Origin of the sequence: Peribacillus sp. NPDC060253 (genome assembly GCF_042727425.1) — a bacterium.
Lineage (GTDB): Bacteria > Bacillota > Bacilli > Bacillales > DSM-1321 > Peribacillus.
This window is the reverse complement of record NZ_JBHXAS010000004.1, coordinates 43,736-62,704: the sequence shown is the minus strand read 5'-3', so window position 1 is coordinate 62,704 and position 18,969 is coordinate 43,736. Positions and strand designations below refer to the sequence as shown.

Sequence of the window (18,969 nt, the reverse complement as noted above, 5' to 3'; positions counted from 1 at the left end):
TCATCATGCCTGGTGGCTGGCCTCCATTTTGACCGCCCATCATCATGCCTGGTGGCTGACCTCCATTTTGACCGCCCATCATCATGCCTGGTGGCTGACCCCCATTTTGACCGCCCATCATCATGCCTGGTGGCTGACCCCCATTTTGACCGCCCATCATCATGCCCGGCTGGCCTCCATTTTGACCGCCCATCATCATGCCTGGTGGCTTACCTCCATTTTGGCCGCCCATCATCATGCCTGGTGGCTGACCTCCATTTTGGCCGCCCATCATCATGCCCGGCTGACCTCCATTTTGACCCCACATCGTCATGCCCGGCTGACCTCCATTTTGGCCGCCCATCATCATGCCTGGTGGCTGACCTCCATTTTGTCCCCACATCGTCATGCCCGGCTGACCTTCATTTTGGCCGCCCATCATCATATCCGGCTGACCTCCATTTTGACCGCCCATCATCATGCCTGGTGGCTGACCTCCATTTTGACCGCCCATCATCATGCCTGGCTGACCTCCATTTTGACCGCCCATCATCATGCCCGGCTGACCTCCATTTTGTCCGCCCATCATCATGCCCGGCTGACCTCCATTTTGTCCGCCCATCATCATGCCTGGTGGCTGACCTCCATTTTGGCTGCCGCCCATATTCATGGACCCTTCAATTTGTTGAGCTGATTCTCCTGACTCTTCTTCATATTCATATTGCATTTGTTGTCCCATCTGTAGCTCTTTTGGATACGCGCCTGGATTTTGTTCATGATTCTGCTGTGATTGTACGGATGGATATTGTTGATAAATAGGTTGGGTTTGTGCATTGGAACCCTGATACTGCCCCTTCACTTCCGGGCCATAAGTTCCAAGCAACCCCTTATTACAGCCGCAATCTTCCTCATCTTCAGCGGCAGGCTGTGTATACTGCTGAGGGTAGTTTTGTTGATTATATAAAGATGGCGATTCGTCTGGTGACTCGTTATTTTGTTGCATGTATGAACCTTCTACTTGAGCTTGTTGATTCATCCCCCCATAAAAATGGTGCGGGACCGGTGCAGATGCCTGATATGGATATTGTTGCTGGCTGTATGGATTCATACTTGCCCCTTGAACGAACTCTTGACCCATCGGTTGCATGTCAAAAGATTCATCCCACACTCCAGAGCTTTCGTCCATCATTTGATAGCCTTGTGCATCCTGATAGCCTTGTGCATCCTGATAGCCTTGTGCATCCTGATAGCCTGGAACACCCTGATAAGGGGCTTGCATCCCCTGCATGTGCATGTGCGCCCACGGTGGCGGCTGAATGCAATAACCGCTTCCAGGCAGGATTGGCGTTACTGGGATACACTCATCTTCCGGCTCCTCATATTCCTGAACTGGCTGAACAGCTGGCTTTTTCTTCTTTTTAGTGACTGCCGCCTCTTCTTTTTTCTTTGGTAAAGGTGGTGGTGCAGGGGGCTTTTGCACACTCATATTGGTCATGTTGACCATATAATAATTATTGATATCGATTTCCGGAATTACCGGCTTTGGTACTTGAACTTCTTTTGGAACGATTATTTGCTTTTCTTTAATAATTGGCTTTTGCTGAACGATCGGCTGCTCTTTCTTAACTGGCTGCTCTTTTACTGGTTGCTGATATTTTGGCTGTTCCTTTACTGGTTGCTGATATTTTGGCTGTTCTTTTACTGGTTGCTGATATTTTGGCTGCTCTTTTACTGGTTGTTGAAATTTCGGCTGTTCTTTTACTGGTTGCTGATATTTTGGCTGTTCTTTTACTGGTTGCTGATATTTTGGCTGTTCTTTAATGTTCGGTTTTTGCTGCTCTTTCATAGGTGCAGGCGGAGCCTGAGATGGTTGAATTTGGGATTCTTTCATTCCCGGTTGTATATTCGCGTTTGGATTAAGTGTTTCTTTTATTACAGCTCCGGATGTCCCTGGTATTTTAATTTTCATCCCCGGCATCATCATGTCCGGATTGCTCAATTGCGCGTTCACTTTTTTAAGTTGTTCAAAACTGACGCCGTATTTTTTGGCGAGCTTCCAAAGTGTATCGCCTTTTTGGACTATATGAATTTTCACGCTGTTAACCCCTCCTGTGCATATGTCCATATATACTATGATGTAGTGGGTGAATTGCTATTATTTTTATCATGAAAACTTATGCTTGAAAAAGGGCTTTTATGATTGGATCAATGATTTAAGGACGGAGATCGTACTTTTTCTGAGTGGAAATAAGTTACAAAACCTTCCTTAATAAGAAAAATCAATCACTTTGATCTTTCTTCATTTCTAGGAGGTATTCAAATTGATTCAGTGCAGAAAGAATATAAAATTTAAACCATTGCATTCCAAGAAAAGAGGGGCAATGGTTTTTTTAATGAGGAATTCATCATGAATGAAGTGCTTCCTTCAACCTCCTGTCTAAACTATTGAAGATCCGGGTATAAGAAAGTAAATAACCTAAAGCTATGTCTTCAAGTACTAGGCAGCTTGAATTCCCCTGATTCGGGCAATGGCGGCAATTATGTGGAAACGGATGAAGAAAAGGAGCTTGCACAGTTTGTATCGGTCGTCCTTGCAGATACGGAGCTGGTCAGGACAGAGGAATTTCGTAGAAATGACCTGGAATATAAGGAACCAACTCTTGTCCTGTACTCAGGCAGTGTCGAATCGGCATGCGGGATGGCAGGCTCTTCCGTGGGGCCCTTTTATTGTCCAGGTGACATGTAACTATACATTGATTTCAGCTTTTATCAAGAGTTAAGAGAAGAATTCCAGGCACCCGGGGATTTCGCAATGGCCTATGTCATTGCCCATTAAGTCGGTCATCACGTTCAGACACTTTTGGGGACAACGGAAAAAAAGGACATGCCTGATCGTTCAAAGGTTAGTGAGAACGAATATAATAAGTATTCTGTCCGCCTTGAATTACAAGTCGACTATTTGGCTAGAGTTTTTGCACATCATGTCCAGGGTGAGAATTTGCATGAAGAATGCGATGTTGAGGAGGCATTGCATGCGGCCAGTGGTGTCGGTGATGACCGTATTCAAAAAAAGGCACAGGGCTACGTGGTTACCGACAGCTTCACGCACGGTACCTCTGAACAAAGAAAACGTTGGTTCAATAAAGGTTTTAAATCCGGGAATATGAATGAGGGTAATACTTTTAATGCAAGTAATCTTTAAGTACTTAATAACATTCATAACTGTTTTGATTGTACATAAAAAGGGGGTCTTCGGGACCCCCTTTTCTTTTTCCCAAAAATGCCTTTAAATGTTACGTCGTTTGAGTGATCTCAGACCCGTTCCAGCATTCGGTTTAAAGCTAGGATGGCATTATCCGCAATGCTTTTTTCCACTTTTATCGGATTAATGATGGTACCTTCCTCAATTGATTCAAGCGCCCAAAGCAGATGAGGCAGATCAATCCGGTTCATCGTTAGGCATGGGCACATGTTCGGATTTAAAGAGATGATGTTCTTGTCAGGATTATTGGCGATAAGTCGCTTGACAAGGTTCATCTCCGTACCGATTGCCCAAGAACTGCCTGGTTCAGACTTTTCGATCATATTTATGATGTATGATGTCGAACCCGCATAATCTGACATGGCGACTACCTCACGGCGACATTCGGGATGAACGATGATATTCATGGACGGCTGCTCCGCTCGAAGTGTTTCAATATTCGCGGTTGTGAAATTTTCATGGACCGAACAATGTCCTTTCCAAAGAAGTACCTTCAGATTTTCGAGTTCCCCTTCATAAATCAATTCGTTCTTATGAGGATCCCAAACAGCCATTTCATTCAATGGAATGCCCAGATCAAAGGCTGTATTCCTCCCAAGATGCTGATCAGGAAGAAAAAGGATGCGTTCTTTTTGCGAGAGGGCCCACGAGACCATCTCTTGTGCATTGGAAGAAGTCACCGTCGCCCCGCCATTTTTCCCTACAAAGGCTTTGATGGCCGCGGTCGAATTAACATACGTAAGAGGAAGAATCGTATCTCCAAACAAATCCTGAAGTTTTGTCCAGGCCTGTTCCGTTTGTTCAATATTCGCCATATCTGCCATGGAACAGCCTGCACGCATATCAGGCAGGATAACCGTCTGCCCTTCTGTTGTCAAAATATCGGCTGTTTCAGCCATGAAATGCACGCCGCAAAACACGATATAATCCGCTTCGCGATTTTGCGCGGAAAGCTGAGCCAATTGAAGTGAATCTCCTGTTACATCCGAAAATTGAATGACTTCCTCACGTTGATAATGATGACCTGGTATATAAAGACGGTTCCCCAGTCGTTTCTTAATGTCCTGGACCTGATTCTCCATCTCTTCCGTTGTCATCATTTTATACTTTTCAGGCAATACATTACCTGCAGTGCTAGCCATCTCCAATATGTTCATTTCATTATCCCCTCACGTTCTTTGACCTTTGCGCTAATATCAAGTGCCCTGACACTATGCGTCAAGCTGCCCAACGAAATATAATCAACCCCTGTTTCCCTATATGAAGCTAGATTGTCTAAATGGATTCCTCCAGAGGCTTCAGTCATGATGTGGGCGGGAACCAATTTGATCAGTTGCTTGATTTCTTCGGGACTCCGATTATCGAACATGATGATATCCGCGCCAGCTTCCACTGCTTCCAGCACTTGTTCAGCTGACTCCGTTTCCACTTCCACTTTAGTGGTATGTCCCAGTTTGGATTTGACCGTGTGAACCGCTTTCGTTATAGAACCCGCGAAAGATATATGGTTGTCCTTTATCATGACTGCATCATATAAACCATATCGGTGATTGAATGCACCGCCAGTACGGACTGCATATTTTTCAAGCATCCGCAGTCCCGGTGTAGTTTTCCTCGTATCACAAGCTCTCGTCTTCGTTCCCGCTAAAATCATCGTAGCTTTATGAGCCTGTGTCGCAATGCCGGACATACGCTGCACTAAATTCAGAACGACCCGTTCCCCTTTTAAAAGCGAAGCCATATCACCGGTCATTTTTGCAAGCTGTTGTCCTGCTTCAAAAACCTCACCATCCAGAACTTGCAGGGAAACGTCGATTTGCTCATCCAACAATGCAAATCCCGTCTTGATGACGTCACCTCCACTAAAAACCCCACCTTCTTTTGCAATGAAGGTCAAAGTCCCTTGTTCACCTTGATCAAAAATCGTATCACTCGTTACATCGCATTCCCCTATATCTTCCATTAAAAATTGTTGCAGCATCTGCTTAAGCTTCAATATGTTCATATAGTCGTCTCCCTTTCACTCGGTTTTTCACATCCGTGCAAGCAAGGATAACCGAATCTTCCAGCCATTGCCCGTCATCCTCGCAAGGATAGTCACTGCGGAAATGACCGCCCCTGCTTTCCGTTCTGGTCAATGCGGATTCGGCAATCAGCCACGCCACGATCATGGCATTGATTATCTTTATTTCTTTAATCGATAATTCCGTTACTTCCATCTGCAGCAATTTCTCCATATTAAATGTCTCTAGAAAATCCTTCAGTCGAGCTAAACCTGCTTCATTTCGAACGATTCCTGCTTCGTTCATTAATTTTTCCTGCAATGCTTCGAAATCAGGCAAAGAGAGAAAATGGCAGGAATCCTTGGACTGCTCTTTTTCTTCCGGTATCGACCTTGCCGGCAATTTAGCAAGCAAATGACCAAGCGAATTTCCAAAAACCAGCCCTTCTAGAAGGGAATTGCTTGCCAATCGGTTCGCTCCATGTACACCGGTGCATGCCACTTCACCAACTGCATACAAGGAGGGGACAGAGGTTTGCCCCCATTCATTCACTTCAATTCCCCCCATTAGAAAATGGTTACCGGGTGCAACCGGAATTTTCCCGAATTGAAGGTCCAGCCCACTCTTTTCACATAATGAGCTCACTGTCGGAAAACGCTTTTTAAAATCCTTAATCATCGAAATATCCAAAAATACCTTTTCACCGCGCTGTAAATAAGAAAAAATCGTTTGAGCCACAATATGTCTTGGTGCGAGATCTTTCAGACTATGGACACCCTCCATGATCGGCCTTCCCCGTTCAGTCACTAATATTGCACCATCCCCGCGCACCGCTTCTGAAACCAGTCCCTCCGCTTTACCATTTATAAAAAGCAGCGTCGGATGAAACTGTATGAATTCCATGTCTCGAACTTTTGCCCCGACCTTGAATGCAAGTGCGATTCCATCGCCTGAAACCGTTTGTGAATTTGAATTGAAATGGTATAGGGAACCACATCCGCCTGTTGCCAAAACCGTTTGTTCTGCATGATAGATTACAAGTTCCCCTGCCTTATCAAGAGTTTTGACGCCAATGCAAGAATCATCTTTTCCGATGATCAACTCCACGGCAGTTGTATTCTCCATCACAGTAATCGTTGAGTTTTTCAAACACGCTATAAGATGTTCCATGATGTATTTTCCTGTAGCATCGCCGTGACTATGAAGGATTCTTCTTTCGCTGTGAGCGCCCTCCATGCCAAGCATGAGTGTGCCGTCATCATCATGGTCAAATTGCATACCGGATTGAATAAGTTCAGCTATAACCAAAGGCGCCTCTTCGACGAGCTTTTCGACTGCCTTCACCTTGTTATATCGCTGACCAGCCGCCAGCGTATCTTTTTTATGTAAAGATACTCTGTCACGATCAGATATTGCAGCAGCAATCCCGCCTTGCGCCAAATATGAATTACTATGACGGATATTTGATTTTGTGATGAGTATCACATGCTTATGTTCACTTGCTTCCAATGCCGTTTTCAAGGCAGCAATCCCGCTGCCTATCACGATGATTTCCGCTTTTACCATTATTTCATTCCTCCTGTTTACGACAGGTGTCTTGACAACTATATTTACATATTATTAAACTATTATCAAGAGTTTTTTAAGATTAAAGGATGGATGTGATTTCTTGATTTATTTGGATTATGCGGCTACAACTCCGATTGATGAGGAGGCCCTCGACGTATTCAGCCAAGCATCCCGGAAGTTTTTCGGGAATGCGAGCAGTTTGCATGATATTGGCTCTGAAGCGGCACGTTTATTGGATATGTCACGGCAACAACTCGCAGAAATGCTGAACATAAAAAAGGAAGGAATCATCTTTACGAGCGGTGGTTCGGAAAGCAACATGCTTGCCATCGATACATTCATCGCTTCAAAACCATCCTGGCAGAACCACTTGATTGTAAGTAGAACGGAGCATGCGTCGATTGCCAATTATGTCGCAAAGCTTGAACATATTGGCTTTGAGGTTACATATTTACGGCATTTGGATGATGGCCGTATTGATATGGAACATCTGCAGGTATGTCTCTCGGAGAAAACATGCTTGGTCATTGTCCAACATGTCAATTCGGAAATCGGGGTCATTCAACCCATTGAGCATATAAGTAAAATCGTTCGAAAACACCAGGCTTTTTTGCACGTGGATTGCGTCCAATCATTTGCTAAATTGCCGCTAGAAAAGATATCTGCCTTATGTGATGGATTATCCATTTCCAGTCATAAAGTTTATGGTCCAAAAGGGACTGGAGCCGTCATTTTCCCGGCCATCCATCAGTTGAAGTCTTCGGTACCGAATATCACTCATGAATATGGTTTCCGACCAGGGACAGTGGACGTCCCCGGTATAGCTTCCTTCATGACCGCTGCAAAGAAATTAGGGGATAACATGGAAGCTGAACATAAACGGATTACCACGCTTAGGATGCAATTGATTCAACGTCTTTTGGAAAGGAAAGTAGATTTTCAAATCATCGAGGGAAAAAGCCAGCAATTGCCTCACATTCTGGCCCTGGCCTTCACTGGATTGCAAGGACAGTACATCATGCTCGAATTAAACCAGAAAGGATTCGCGGTTTCGACGGGAAGTGCTTGTCAAATCGGTAAACAGGATCCTTCAAAAACCATGATGGCCATTGGGAAAAGCGAAGAAGAAGCCCATCAATTCGTCCGATTTTCCTTTGGTAAATACACGACGGCCGATGACGTTCACAAATTGGCAGACTGCCTTGCAGGAGTGGCTGTCATTCGATAAAACCTTCCACTCTGTGGTAGAATGTTTGTAAATAAAGAGGTGAATGATTATGGAAAAAAAGAAATTACTCGGGGAAGAAAGACGGACGAAACTCTTACATATATTGCAAAAAAGTGCGCATCCAGTAACTGGAAGCGAACTTTCGCAGATAACGAATGTAAGCCGGCAGGTTATCGTTGGTGACATAACGCTCCTGAAAGCGCGGAATGAACCGATCATTGCCACGAGCCAAGGCTATATGTACTTACAAACGGGGGGCACTCAAAAGCCGGAAAGGACCATCGCTTGCCAGCACGATCCTTCCCGGACCCAGGAAGAGCTATATATACTCGTCGATATTGGTATCACGGTAAAAGATGTCAAAATCGAACACCCCGTGTACGGTGACCTGACTGCATCGATCATGGTAAGCAGCCGTAAGGAAGTCCAGCAATTCCTCTCTAGGGTGACAGCAACGAACGCTTCTTTTTTATCGGAACTAACGAGTGGCATCCATCTCCATACACTGAGCGCATCTTCTGAAGAACTGCTTGACGAAGCGGAGGGTGCACTTAGGGATGCAGGCATTTTAGTCGACTGAATTAACGAAAAACCCTCAAAAGCCTAAATTTTGAGGTTTTTTTTATTGGCCTTATGCTCACTCATCATTGGAATTGCTATCATTTGAGCTGTCATCCCCGGAGTTTTCTTCGTTACTTCTCAACTGCCCTATAAGACTGATGACGGAGCCGACCGCCTGAATCCAGCCTCCCATCACTTGAATCAATTCAGCATCAGATGGCTTCTCTTCCAAATCAGGATATTGATATTTTTGTAGTTCCTGCTCCTCCTTCTCTTGTTCTTCTTGCTCTTGATTCTTTTCTTGGTCTTTATCTTGAACACTATTTTTAAGTTCGGCAATTCCACCTATCGCTTGCATCGAATTCCCAATCGCCTGCAACAAATTTCCCGTAGCATTGAAGGCCTGCTCCGGTTCATCCGGATTTTCGAATGCCCCCGCCAAAGCGGTACCTCCGCCCAACGCTTGAATCAGATTGCCTTTAATGATCAATTCCTGTTTGGTTACTTCATCGAAATTAATGACTAATCCTAAGATAACCGTCGAATTCCCGATCGCCTGTAATATATTACCGAATTTATCCAGTGACCAGGTTTCTTCTGCGTCCGCCAATAGGGCATTTCCTGTTGCTTGAAGTTCATTTCCAATCAAGTCCAATTTTTCACGAAATTCTTCGTTCAAGACTTTGGATGGTGTACCCGCAACAGCAGAAATGACAGTTCCTATCGCTTGAGTCCAAGAACCGAAAGTTTCTTTGAATTGACTATCCATCTCTGCTGACCACCGCCCTCTCTCTGCAATTTTGATTTTAAAAAAGGTGCATCCACTGATGTATGTATTTCTGTTCCTATTTCCACAGGTGGCCTACCGGGATTTACTCATTGTATTTGCGTTCATCACAATCGGTGTTTGTTTTCCATCCAGAATCATGTGCTCTTTTTATAATGAATAACTTTCTCCCATCATCCTCAAAATCAAAAAATGAATTATTCCTTCCTGCCCTTTACCTGCCTATTTCAATATTCATAAAATGACAGCCAATCGTTTTAGGAACTTGTACAAGGTAAATATAAACCACACAAAAAATGCCCCGGAAATACTTCCGGGGCACCCTTCTTATTCATTGTATAAAACTCGGCTGAGGTTCAAAAATGATAAATCATCGTTGCGGTACTCCTATTTGGACTTTAAAGCATGAATAGCTTCCCATGACCGAAACCGTACATCCAAGAGCCTCTAGCTCAGAAATAGCGCCTGGGATGAGAACTTCGTCAAGGGCCATTTCAATGTCGATGATGAAGAAGTAATTGCCTAAACCCGTTTTCATTGGTCTTGATTCAATCTTGGAAAGATTAAGCTTCCTCCAAGCAAAAGCGGAAAGGACTTGATGCAGCTGCCCTGAGCGGTCGGCAGGAAGCTGAATCATCAAGGTCGTTTTCTTGTCCCCTTCAACGGTCAAGTGCCCCTCATAGTCAACTTCACTATTGGATACGACGACAAACTTGGTATGATTATGATCATAATCATGTATATTTTGTTTTATGATCGTCAAACCATACTCCGCTGCAGCCATATCATTTGCAATCGCAGCAATATGGATATCGGAGTTCTCCATCACCATCTTTGCAGCAGCAGCAGTGGACGTGACATACTCATATGGAATGCCCTTTAGTTCTTTATGTAGGAATTTGCGGCATTGAGCGATGGCGTGCGAATGTGAATAAACCATATCCGGTTTGAAACCAGGATATGCATGGTCCGGATGCACCATATAATGCTGTTGGATTGGAATCGTCACTTCGCCTTTAATCGGTAATGTGACTTCATGGACTAGGTAATCCATCGTTATATTTACCGATCCCTCCAATGCATTCTCGATCGGGACGAGCGCATGATTGGCTTCCCCGTCACGGACAGCATCAAGGCAGTCTGGAATCGTGTTCATCGGTATTTTTATATCATTAGGAAATAGTCGCGATACAGCTAAATCCGTGAACGTTGCTTTTGGTCCAAGAAATGCAATTTTTGATGTCATATTATAATCTCCTTTTCACGGAAAATCTACTGTTTATGTTATGTCATTTTCTGATTTTTTACAATAGTAAATCGTTAAATCGTCCACTAATAAAAAACTGGTAGACAAACCGATAATAATGAAGTTTTTCTACAACTTTTTTATGCTTTTAAAATATGACCGTTGATTGGAACGTAGGGCACTCTCTTTCCGCGGGTGGTCCACCCTCGGCGTCTTTGCGCATGCGGGGTCTCCCTTGGACGCACTTTTCCCGCAGGAGTCTCGTACACCCATTCCAATAAACTTTCTTTTAACATTTAGATGGAACCTCATTTGTCTACGAACTGTTTTGAATTTGAACGTTGATTTCCGCTCCAGGCACTCACTTTCCGAGGGCGGTCCGCCCTCGGCGCCCTGCGCCTGCGGGTTCTCCCTTGGACGAGTATTCCCGCAGTAGTCTCGAACACCCGCTCCACTCAACTTTGCTTCATTCAGATAGACACTCCTTTTGCCTACAGTCTTTTTTGTTTTAGCGACGCATTAAAGATACTGACCTGTTTGAACATATTTTCTATCGCATATAAAAGACTGCTACGGAGAAAAAGCTAATCAACCCAAAATACATTTTCGTTGAGTCCACACCTATGAAAGCTAATGCGAATATGCACAAATTTGAAAAGAAAATTGTTTAGAAAGAAAAGTGCCTACTAAGAACATCTCCAAAAAGAGTGCAACCAGACCGTGTAGACTGCGAAAGAAAGCCAATATCTCCAGAATTTCGATATGTAAGAAGTGAAATAAATTAAATAAAGTACAACCGATCCAGAGGTACTGCGCCAAAGACGAACATACAAAACAATATGCTTATTCATTCCATGCTGCCTCAGATCAACCAGTTTTGTAGTAGGATGATTGTGACCTCAGATAACGCAATTAAATCCAATAAAAAATCAAAAAGGTTTCGGAAGGGAAACCAATCCGAAACCTTTTTGTATACAAACTGAGAGCCTGTACATGTGAAATGTACAGGCTCTTTTTTCATGCGCCGTTCCCAATGATTTCGACCTTTTCGACGAACTCCATTTTACGCAGTTTTGTAAGCAGATCATCAATATCCATCGTTATCCCACCCGTATTTAGAGAAAGGGTAACATTGGCACGTCCCTGCAGGGGAATCGTTTGATGAATCGTCATGATATTGCAGCCTGAAGAGGCGACGAGCCGTAAAAGCTCAGACAGAGTACCAGAACGATCTTCGAGATAGAAGAACAGGGTAATCAGCTTTTCCTTAACAACGGTATGAAACGGAAAAACCGTGTCCCGGTACTTGTAAAAAGCACTCCTGCTTAGGTCCACTCGCTTTACCGCTTCCCAAACTGATTCCGCTTTTCCCCGTTCAATCATTTCTTTTGCATCAAGCGTCTTTTTCATCGCTTCGGGAAGGACATCCTCTCGAACGAGGAAAAATTTCTGATCGGACTTATTCAAACTCCGCACGCCTCCTTTTGCCTGCATTCATGTGTATCTAATCAATCAACAAATTCAAATTCATATTCAAGGATACGGACGATATCGCCATTAGTCGCACCTTTTTGGCGAAGGCCTTCGTCGACTCCGAATGAACGAAGCTGTCTAGCGAAACGACGGATGGACTCATCACGGGTGAAGTCAGTCATTTTGAATAGACGCTCGATCTTGAATCCTGATACGGCAAAGCTGCCATCGGATTCGCGTTCAATGTTAAATTCATCCGACTGTGATGTATGTTTATACAATACACGGTGAATTCCCGTATTCTCTTCTTCATGATCAAGAGGGAACTCAGGTGTTTCTTCGATTTTATCAGCAATTGCATAAAGAAGCTCACGGATTCCGTCACGCGTTACGGCAGAAATCGGGAAAACCGGATAGTCTTCTTCAAGCTTTTCTTTGAATGCAGCTAAATTATCTGCTGAGTCCGGCATATCCATTTTACTTGCTACAATGATTTGCGGACGTTCAGTCAAGCGCAGGTTATACTCTTCTAACTCTTTATTGATTGTTTGGTAGTCTTCATATGGATCCCTGCCTTCAAGACCCGACATATCGATTACATGAACGATTACTCTTGTTCTTTCAATATGGCGCAGGAATTGATGTCCAAGCCCCACTCCTTCAGAAGCACCTTCGATCAGACCCGGCAAATCCGCCATGACGAAGCTGCGGTGATCTTCCGTTTCCACCATTCCGAGGTTTGGGACGATCGTTGTAAAATGGTATTCGGCAATTTTAGGTCTTGCTGCCGATACGACAGAAAGTAATGTGGATTTCCCTACACTTGGGAAACCAACCAAACCTACATCAGCCAACAGTTTCAGCTCCATGATTATATCGCGTTCTTGGCCCGGTTCGCCGTTTTCCGCGATTTCAGGAGCAGGATTGGCAGGTGTGGCAAACCGAGAATTCCCCCGGCCTCCGCGTCCGCCTTTGGCGATGATGGCGCGCTGCCCGTGCTCAACCAAATCAGCAATGACTTCCTTCGTTTTTTCATCAATGACAACCGTGCCTGGCGGAACTTTGATGACCATATCCTTTGCAGCCGCACCATGCATGTTTTTGGACATGCCATGTTCTCCGCGAGGTGCCTTAAAGTGACGTTGATAACGGAAATCCATTAACGTACGCAATCCTTCTTCCACTTCAAAAACGACATTGGCCCCGTTACCGCCATCTCCGCCGGCAGGTCCGCCTTTTGGTATGAATTTCTCACGACGATAAGCAACTATCCCGTTACCACCGTCTCCGCCTTTTATATAGACTTTCGTTTGATCGACAAACATGCTATCACTTCCTTGTTTTCTGCAAGTCTTTTCTTGCTGTATACTTCTCTAAAACTTAATATCCATCTTAAAAAATATTTCATTCTCATTACATTCGCGGATTTCGATTGATTGCTCGACTGTTAATGCACCTTCCAAAAACTCCATCACGGCCGATAGATCAATGAATCTGCCTTGCATTTGAAATGAACAATGCATATCGCTCACTTCTTTTTTACACATAGAAACAGCTAGTATATTTTCAAAAGACGGGTCCAGATTCTTATCCAAAATTTCGAAGTAATCGTTCGTCCAGCGATGCATCAGCTCGTCCATCTCAGCAGAGCCTTCAAACACATCAATGATTTCATATTCGCAATAAAATGATCCATTATTCCAATTCGAGGTCAACAACATCTCGGTGAACTTCGGTAAATTCAAACTGGAGAGGCGTGCTTCATTCTGGGTTTCAATAATGATTTCATCAATGATGCCCTTGACTCGATCAATTCTGTTTAGCTCCAGATTCCCTTTGATGATTTGAATTTTATTTAGCCAGTCATGCCTGGTTTGACGTAGAGTTTCAATAGTCGTCCAATTTTTATCCATTATTAACACCTTCAATTATGATAAAGAAACTTTTTTCCGCTCTATCATGTTGAATACTTCCATTTGTACAGTATATCAAAAAAACAACAAACAGGAAATGAAGCTCTATTCACATGCCTTCATATGAATGCCCCCGTCCAAAAAATACAGCCACACACCCTGAGTTCTTTGGACGATGGTAGAGCCATTTGAACTAAAAAAGAGAATGGGCCTTATTTATGCACCAATTGGAGATATTATAGTTGAATTGGAATGTCTATTTGGTTAACCAAATGGGATGGTAGAGTACCTGGATTTCCCCCTGAAAGTATAAGAAAGCCCGCCGATTGGCGAGCCTTTTGTAAGTCAGAGGTTGTTTCCTTATACTAATGACTAAAGTCTCCTGCAAAATGCTGGTTATTTATCGTTTCTATAGTATAAATAAAGGGCCGGACCCCTTCTTCACTATATAGCCTACCATTATTAATAATGACGCGGTATATAGTGTCTTGTAGAAGGAATCAGACCCTTTTGAGTCAGCCTCTGTTCAAAGATGCCAATTATGCTTCTTGTGCAACTGGATATACGCTTACTTTTTTACGGTCACGTCCGAAACGTTCGAATTTAACAACACCGTCTACTTTTGCAAATAGAGTATCGTCTCCACCACGGCCTACGTTCTCACCAGGATAGATTTTTGTTCCGCGTTGACGGTAAAGAATAGAACCACCAGAAACGAATTGACCATCTGCACGTTTAGCGCCAAGACGCTTAGATTGAGAGTCACGTCCGTTCTTTGTAGAACCTACTCCTTTTTTCGAAGCGAAGAACTGAAGATTTAATCTTAACATTTGTTCCACCTCCTATTGGTTGAGGATAATTTTCATGTATTTACCATAATCACGTTCGATAGTTTGCAGCGATATGAGCATACTGTTCAAGAGCAGCTGCACCTTTTCTTCGGATTCCGGTGAAAGATTCCCCGGAATGACGCAGCGAAGATAGCCGCCCTCTCTCCCTTGCTCAATCTCAGGCTCTACATCCGTTAAGGACATAATCGCATTGACTGACCCGAAGGAAACAGCCGATACACCTGCACAAACGATATCTGAACCTTTTTTAGCAAAATTAGCATGTCCGCTTAAGGTGAACGAAGTAATCCGTTCCTGCGGAGCATCAAAGACAACTTTAATCATCTAGAATCAGCCCTTACGCGTTGATTGCTTCGATAACAACTTTTGTGTATGGTTGACGATGACCTTGTTTTTTACGATTGTTTTTCTTCGCTTTGTATTTGAAAACAGTGATTTTCTTTTGCTTACCTTGTTTCTCGACAGTACCTGTTACAGTAGCGCCTTCCACTAGTGGAGCACCGACTTTCACGTCTTCGCCACCTACGAATAAAACTTTGTCAAATGTAACAGTTTCGCCTGCTTCTGCGTTTAATTTTTCAATGTAAACCGCTTCGCCAGCTGCTACTTTAATTTGTTTACCGCCAGTTTCGATAATTGCGTACATACTTGCACCTCCTTAAATGTCTCAGACTCGCCAATCACAGGCGTCTTGTCAAAAAGACAAAAGCTTAAGACCTGTTGTTGAGCGGTTGTAGCACGGGTGCTACAAACATAACATTAAAATCCTATCATGAAACCGGAAGAGCTGTCAATATATTTGTAAGAATTCTCGTCCATCACTTGAAAGCTCGCTCGATTTCCTGAATGCTCCCGAAGCGCTTAATAGAATACGTATTAATAGAACCGGAGACAAATGAAAGAAATAATTTTTTAGAAATCAATTCTTCCAATGTCGGCCTATATGATTCCTTTTCACCCAGCAACACATCGGCCACCGCTTCACTGACTTCCACCCATACCGCTTCATCATCCGTCTTCCGGTGTTCGAGCAGGTCACGTTCCAACCGGAAGGCCACCGTTTCAGGGCTCTCGATTTTACCGCTTCCACTGCACACTGGGCAAGGTACCGTCATCATTTCACCTATTGACGGAGACGTTCTCTTTCTCGTCACTTGTAAAATGCCCAGTTCCGTAAAGCCGATGACCTGGACCCTCTTCTCATCCCTAGCTGATTCCTTTTTGACGATGTCGATGATTTCTTGCTCATGTCGTGATTGATCCATATTAATGAAATCGATCAAGATGATTCCGCTAATATTCCTTAATCTCAATTGACGGACGGCCTCTTTCGCTGCTGCCTGATTCACCGCAAATAAGGTTTCTTCCTTTGCCACTTTTCCGGTGAACTTACCTGAATTGACATCGATTACGGTGAAAGCTTCCGTTTCTTCAAAAATTAAATAACCGCCATTATCAAGCCAGACGATTTTCTTATTCATTTTCTCCACTTGCGCTTCCACATTCCATTCGGAAAAAATATTCCTCGTACCCGATATATGGGATATTTCCCACTCCTTGCGGTTTTCCTCCTGCCATTTTTTCAACTCTTGGTAAACCGCGAAATCATCGATGGCAAGCTCGCCGGAAGGCGTTCCCGACATTTCGGATTTGATCATGTCCAGGTACATGTCCCTCTCATAGAGAAGCGTTGGAGCTTTTAGAGATGCTGCCTTACGTTCAATTCCTTTAAAAAGCTCTCGCAATGAAGTTAGCCTATCAAGGAAGATCGCTTCATTTTCGTTCTCCATCGATGTGCGGACAATCAATCCCTCATCAGCCTTTTTGTATTGTAAGGCTGTTTCCCGCCACTGCTTATGCAGTGCATCGTTATTAAATTTCTTTGAAACGCCAACATAATCTATTCCATGTATGTATACGAGGGAATCTGTAGAAAACTCGATTAGCCCCGTCAATTTAGCTCCTTTTGTGCCTGTTTCATCCCGTGTCACCTGAACCAGCAGCTTTTCTCCTTGGCGGACATATTGACCGATGGGTGCTTTCCCATCCGTTTTTTTTGCCTGCTGGAAAGAGGGAATCTCGTCTCGATGCAAAAAACCATTCTTCTCTGCACCATAATCAATGAAGACGGCATCCATACCCGGTAACACCTTCGTCACTTTCCCTAGATAAATATTACCGACCTTACTGCGCTGATGAGGCGGCAAGATTTCAAGCTTACGTAACACATCATTCTCCAGTACGGCCACTCTTTTTTCGCGTGAAGCTAGGTTCGCGATCATCTTTTTCATCAAAAAAAATCCTCTCCTCAATTTGAAGAAAGGATAACATATTTAATAAGAATATAATAGGTCACCAATTTTCCCGTCCGTCATTTTCTCAGAAAAATAGGCATGAAGGATCTCCGTTTCATCCAACGAGCCGCTTTCTTTCCCGTTTTTCATGATGATGACAGGGTGTTTGCATCCGCGTTGGAACAGTTCAAGCACTTTATAAATCGGTTCTTGTGAATCCACCAAGATCGGCTTTAGTTTTGCTAAATCATTCGTATGCCCGTAATGGCGCTGCAAAAGAAAGCGAATAAACGCATAATACCTTTGTCGCCATTCCATGACGAGTGAGAGACAGATGAACAAGATGATGAGCCAAATATTCAAATTGAGCGGATCAAGAATGAGCCAGGTCAAAAAAGCCAGGAAAGCGAAGGCTGCAGAAAAATGAAGTGTATGTTTCTGCGCCTCAAGAAAGGTGCAGTATAGAGAAATTCCAATGAATAGTAGCCGTCCCCCGTCCAATGGCCAAATTGGCAGCAAATTAAAAACAAGCAGCATAAGATTCATATACAAAAAGGGCTGATACAGCTCATAGGAAATAATAGAAAAGAAATAGAGCAAAAAAGCAGCACCGATGAGCCAAACATGTTGAAGCGGACCGGCAAGCACCACAGCCAAATCCTCCTTCAAACTTTTATTTCCATACTCCTCCGTCTCGACAGCCCCTCCAAAAGGAAGCAGCTGAATGGACTTTATCCGCCATTTGAAGTGCTGGGCACAGACGGCATGCCCCATCTCATGAATGAAGACGATGAGCAGCAGCATCATCACTTCAATGAAATGTGCAGTGAGTATGGCGATGCCAATGACGAACCACAGTGTCGGGTGCACCCTGATTTTCAACAGTAATTCCCCATATTTATTCAAAGGAAATCACCTTTTTAGGATCGACGAACGCGTCATTTTCTTTGATCGCTAAATAAAATCTGCCCTTAGATCCATCTTCACTTACTGTAACCTGTCCGACTTCATTTCCCTTTTTAACGAACTCATATAGTTTCACATCTATCTTTTCCAGCTGTCCATACCAGGATTCACTTTTATTGGCGTGCTGAATGACGACGGTCTTTCCAATCCCCTCCTTTTCACCGGCAAAAATGACCACCCCTTCATTGATGGCTTCTACCTTGGAGCCTTTGCTCGTTTCCAAGATGATCCCTTCACCGTTCGTCTCGAAGGTTTGGGTAATCTTCGCAGAGGCAGGCATCGCATAGCCATCACCCGAGTCAACTGTTTCCGTGTCAGCTTTATTCGGTAAAAAAGCGATCGGTTTACCGAACGCACTTTCGTACCAATTGGAGATTGAAGCGAACTGAAATTCCTTGTTCATGTTTTCCGTGACAAAACTTCTGGCAGGGTCCAGCCGCACCGAAGGGTGTTTAAACATCACAGCGATAATCAGGAAAAGACATACACTTGCAAGAATTTTAAAGAAAAAATTTTCTTTCTTGAAGAGCGGATGATCTTTCTCGGAATACCCGTTAAATGAATCAACACCATATGGTTCCTCATTGTTGATCTCCGTCCAGCTGCTGCTTCCTGCTGGATTATCATTGAACTTACGTCTCTTGGCGATACGATTGCGGATATCTTTCCTGCGATCATCCATAAAGAATCCCCCCTGCTCATGTCAAAGCGCTATATTACAACGTATGAGCAACTTGTCCAGACTATGACCGAGAAAAGATTTTCTTTCTGCACATCTGAATTTAGAAAGTAAAAAAAATTTTTTCGAATGAAAAATCCATCGAAACTTATGGAATT

Annotated in this window: 17 protein-coding genes, 1 pseudogene and 1 other annotated feature; of the genes and pseudogenes, 3 read left to right on the top strand and 15 right to left on the bottom strand. The window is 43.7% G+C overall.

Going from position 1 to position 18,969, the window contains the following annotated elements; genetic code table 11:
* Nucleotides 1-2,074: SafA/ExsA family spore coat assembly protein (safA, locus tag ACFWE9_RS02220; protein ID WP_377355379.1), on the bottom strand; the 2,074-nt coding region annotated here is incomplete at its 3' end.
* 399 nt (nucleotides 2,075-2,473) lie between these two features.
* On the opposite strand from safA, the pseudogene ypfJ reads away from it, so the two are divergent.
* Nucleotides 2,474-3,181, top strand: a pseudogene (gene ypfJ / locus ACFWE9_RS02215) (KPN_02809 family neutral zinc metallopeptidase); the annotation flags it as partial.
* A gap of 110 nt (nucleotides 3,182-3,291) precedes the next feature.
* Here ypfJ and nadA read toward each other — a convergent pair.
* From nadA to nadB, 3 genes are read right to left on the bottom strand one after another with little or no spacing between them, the layout of a single operon-like run.
* Nucleotides 3,292-4,398 carry a quinolinate synthase NadA gene (gene nadA / locus ACFWE9_RS02210; RefSeq protein WP_230154976.1) on the bottom strand — a complete coding sequence of 369 codons (1,107 nt, stop codon included), beginning with the start codon at nucleotides 4,396-4,398 and terminating at the stop codon, nucleotides 3,292-3,294.
* On the bottom strand, nucleotides 4,395-5,246 hold the full coding sequence (gene nadC, locus ACFWE9_RS02205) for a carboxylating nicotinate-nucleotide diphosphorylase (RefSeq protein ID WP_230154974.1): 852 nt from the start codon (nucleotides 5,244-5,246) through the stop codon (nucleotides 4,395-4,397). Before nadC ends, nadA begins: the two co-directional genes overlap by 4 nt.
* A complete protein-coding gene (gene nadB, locus ACFWE9_RS02200) occupies nucleotides 5,227-6,810 on the bottom strand; it encodes an L-aspartate oxidase (protein WP_230154972.1) in 1,584 nt (527 codons plus the stop codon). Before nadB ends, nadC begins: the two co-directional genes overlap by 20 nt.
* 103 nt (nucleotides 6,811-6,913) lie before the next feature.
* Between nadB and ACFWE9_RS02195 the strand changes: the two genes are divergently transcribed.
* Together ACFWE9_RS02195 and ACFWE9_RS02190 are read left to right on the top strand one after the other, a co-directional pair.
* Complete coding sequence (locus tag ACFWE9_RS02195; protein ID WP_377355377.1) at nucleotides 6,914-8,041, top strand: IscS subfamily cysteine desulfurase; 1,128 nt, start codon at nucleotides 6,914-6,916, stop codon at nucleotides 8,039-8,041.
* A gap of 46 nt (nucleotides 8,042-8,087) precedes the next feature.
* Nucleotides 8,088-8,621: a transcription repressor NadR gene (locus ACFWE9_RS02190; RefSeq protein WP_377355413.1), complete on the top strand. Its 534-nt coding sequence runs from the start codon at nucleotides 8,088-8,090 to the stop codon at nucleotides 8,619-8,621.
* A 57-nt stretch (nucleotides 8,622-8,678) separates the two neighbouring features.
* Here ACFWE9_RS02190 and ACFWE9_RS02185 read toward each other — a convergent pair whose 3' ends face one another.
* The 11 genes from ACFWE9_RS02185 to ACFWE9_RS02135 all read right to left on the bottom strand — a co-directional run bounded on the left by ACFWE9_RS02185 (nucleotide 8,679) and on the right by ACFWE9_RS02135 (nucleotide 18,814).
* Nucleotides 8,679-9,371 carry a DUF6944 family repetitive protein gene (locus ACFWE9_RS02185; RefSeq protein WP_230154968.1) on the bottom strand — a complete coding sequence of 231 codons (693 nt, stop codon included), beginning with the start codon at nucleotides 9,369-9,371 and terminating at the stop codon, nucleotides 8,679-8,681.
* 388 nt (nucleotides 9,372-9,759) lie between these two features.
* Nucleotides 9,760-10,635, bottom strand: a complete 876-nt coding sequence (gene pheA / locus ACFWE9_RS02180) for a prephenate dehydratase (RefSeq protein WP_377355375.1) — start codon at nucleotides 10,633-10,635, stop codon at nucleotides 9,760-9,762.
* A gap of 1,017 nt (nucleotides 10,636-11,652) precedes the next feature.
* Complete coding sequence (locus tag ACFWE9_RS02175) at nucleotides 11,653-12,129, bottom strand: ACT domain-containing protein (protein ID WP_230154964.1); 477 nt, start codon at nucleotides 12,127-12,129, stop codon at nucleotides 11,653-11,655.
* A gap of 14 nt (nucleotides 12,130-12,143) precedes the next feature.
* Nucleotides 12,144-13,433, bottom strand: a complete 1,290-nt coding sequence (gene obgE / locus ACFWE9_RS02170; protein ID WP_230154962.1) for a GTPase ObgE — start codon at nucleotides 13,431-13,433, stop codon at nucleotides 12,144-12,146.
* A 48-nt stretch (nucleotides 13,434-13,481) separates the two neighbouring features.
* Nucleotides 13,482-14,021 carry a Spo0B domain-containing protein gene (locus ACFWE9_RS02165; RefSeq protein ID WP_230154961.1) on the bottom strand — a complete coding sequence of 180 codons (540 nt, stop codon included), beginning with the start codon at nucleotides 14,019-14,021 and terminating at the stop codon, nucleotides 13,482-13,484.
* 539 nt (nucleotides 14,022-14,560) lie between these two features.
* A complete protein-coding gene (rpmA, locus tag ACFWE9_RS02160) occupies nucleotides 14,561-14,851 on the bottom strand; it encodes a 50S ribosomal protein L27 (protein WP_230154959.1) in 291 nt (96 codons plus the stop codon).
* A gap of 12 nt (nucleotides 14,852-14,863) precedes the next feature.
* Nucleotides 14,864-15,196, bottom strand: coding sequence for a ribosomal-processing cysteine protease Prp (locus ACFWE9_RS02155; RefSeq protein ID WP_053347153.1), 333 nt, complete (start codon nucleotides 15,194-15,196; stop codon nucleotides 14,864-14,866).
* Nucleotides 15,197-15,209: 13 nt separating this feature from the next.
* A complete protein-coding gene (rplU, locus tag ACFWE9_RS02150) occupies nucleotides 15,210-15,518 on the bottom strand; it encodes a 50S ribosomal protein L21 (RefSeq protein ID WP_034308849.1) in 309 nt (102 codons plus the stop codon).
* A gap of 13 nt (nucleotides 15,519-15,531) precedes the next feature.
* Nucleotides 15,532-15,615 (bottom strand) — a sequence feature (ribosomal protein L21 leader region).
* Between the two features lie 75 nt (nucleotides 15,616-15,690).
* On the bottom strand, nucleotides 15,691-17,163 hold the full coding sequence (locus ACFWE9_RS02145; RefSeq protein ID WP_377355411.1) for an Rne/Rng family ribonuclease: 1,473 nt from the start codon (nucleotides 17,161-17,163) through the stop codon (nucleotides 15,691-15,693).
* 42 nt (nucleotides 17,164-17,205) lie between these two features.
* The gene (locus tag ACFWE9_RS02140) at nucleotides 17,206-18,072 is read right to left on the bottom strand and encodes a M50 family metallopeptidase (RefSeq protein ID WP_377355371.1); all 867 of its coding nucleotides are present in this window, start codon (nucleotides 18,070-18,072) and stop codon (nucleotides 17,206-17,208) included.
* Nucleotides 18,065-18,814: a M23 family metallopeptidase gene (locus ACFWE9_RS02135; protein ID WP_230154955.1), complete on the bottom strand. Its 750-nt coding sequence runs from the start codon at nucleotides 18,812-18,814 to the stop codon at nucleotides 18,065-18,067. Before ACFWE9_RS02135 ends, ACFWE9_RS02140 begins: the two co-directional genes overlap by 8 nt.
* Nucleotides 18,815-18,969: the final 155 nt, after the last annotated feature.

What these genes read in the sequence shown, in the direction of transcription:
- nadC (WP_230154974.1), bottom strand. Translation starts at nt 5,246, where the DNA reads ATGAACATATTGAAGCTTAAGCAGATGCTGCAACAATTTTTAATGGAA.
- ACFWE9_RS02185 (WP_230154968.1), bottom strand. Translation starts at nt 9,371, where the DNA reads ATGGATAGTCAATTCAAAGAAACTTTCGGTTCTTGGACTCAAGCGATA.
- ACFWE9_RS02165 (WP_230154961.1), bottom strand. Translation starts at nt 14,021, where the DNA reads ATGGATAAAAATTGGACGACTATTGAAACTCTACGTCAAACCAGGCAT.
- ACFWE9_RS02135 (WP_230154955.1), bottom strand. Translation starts at nt 18,814, where the DNA reads ATGGATGATCGCAGGAAAGATATCCGCAATCGTATCGCCAAGAGACGT.
- nadA (WP_230154976.1), bottom strand. Translation starts at nt 4,398, where the DNA reads ATGAACATATTGGAGATGGCTAGCACTGCAGGTAATGTATTGCCTGAA.
- ACFWE9_RS02175 (WP_230154964.1), bottom strand. Translation starts at nt 12,129, where the DNA reads ATGCAGGCAAAAGGAGGCGTGCGGAGTTTGAATAAGTCCGATCAGAAA.
- pheA (WP_377355375.1), bottom strand. Translation starts at nt 10,635, where the DNA reads ATGACATCAAAAATTGCATTTCTTGGACCAAAAGCAACGTTCACGGAT.
- rplU (WP_034308849.1), bottom strand. Translation starts at nt 15,518, where the DNA reads ATGTACGCAATTATCGAAACTGGCGGTAAACAAATTAAAGTAGCAGCT.
- obgE (WP_230154962.1), bottom strand. Translation starts at nt 13,433, where the DNA reads ATGTTTGTCGATCAAACGAAAGTCTATATAAAAGGCGGAGACGGTGGT.
- ACFWE9_RS02155 (WP_053347153.1), bottom strand. Translation starts at nt 15,196, where the DNA reads ATGATTAAAGTTGTCTTTGATGCTCCGCAGGAACGGATTACTTCGTTC.
- rpmA (WP_230154959.1), bottom strand. Translation starts at nt 14,851, where the DNA reads ATGTTAAGATTAAATCTTCAGTTCTTCGCTTCGAAAAAAGGAGTAGGT.
- nadB (WP_230154972.1), bottom strand. Translation starts at nt 6,810, where the DNA reads ATGGTAAAAGCGGAAATCATCGTGATAGGCAGCGGGATTGCTGCCTTG.
- ACFWE9_RS02145 (WP_377355411.1), bottom strand. Translation starts at nt 17,163, where the DNA reads ATGAAAAAGATGATCGCGAACCTAGCTTCACGCGAAAAAAGAGTGGCC.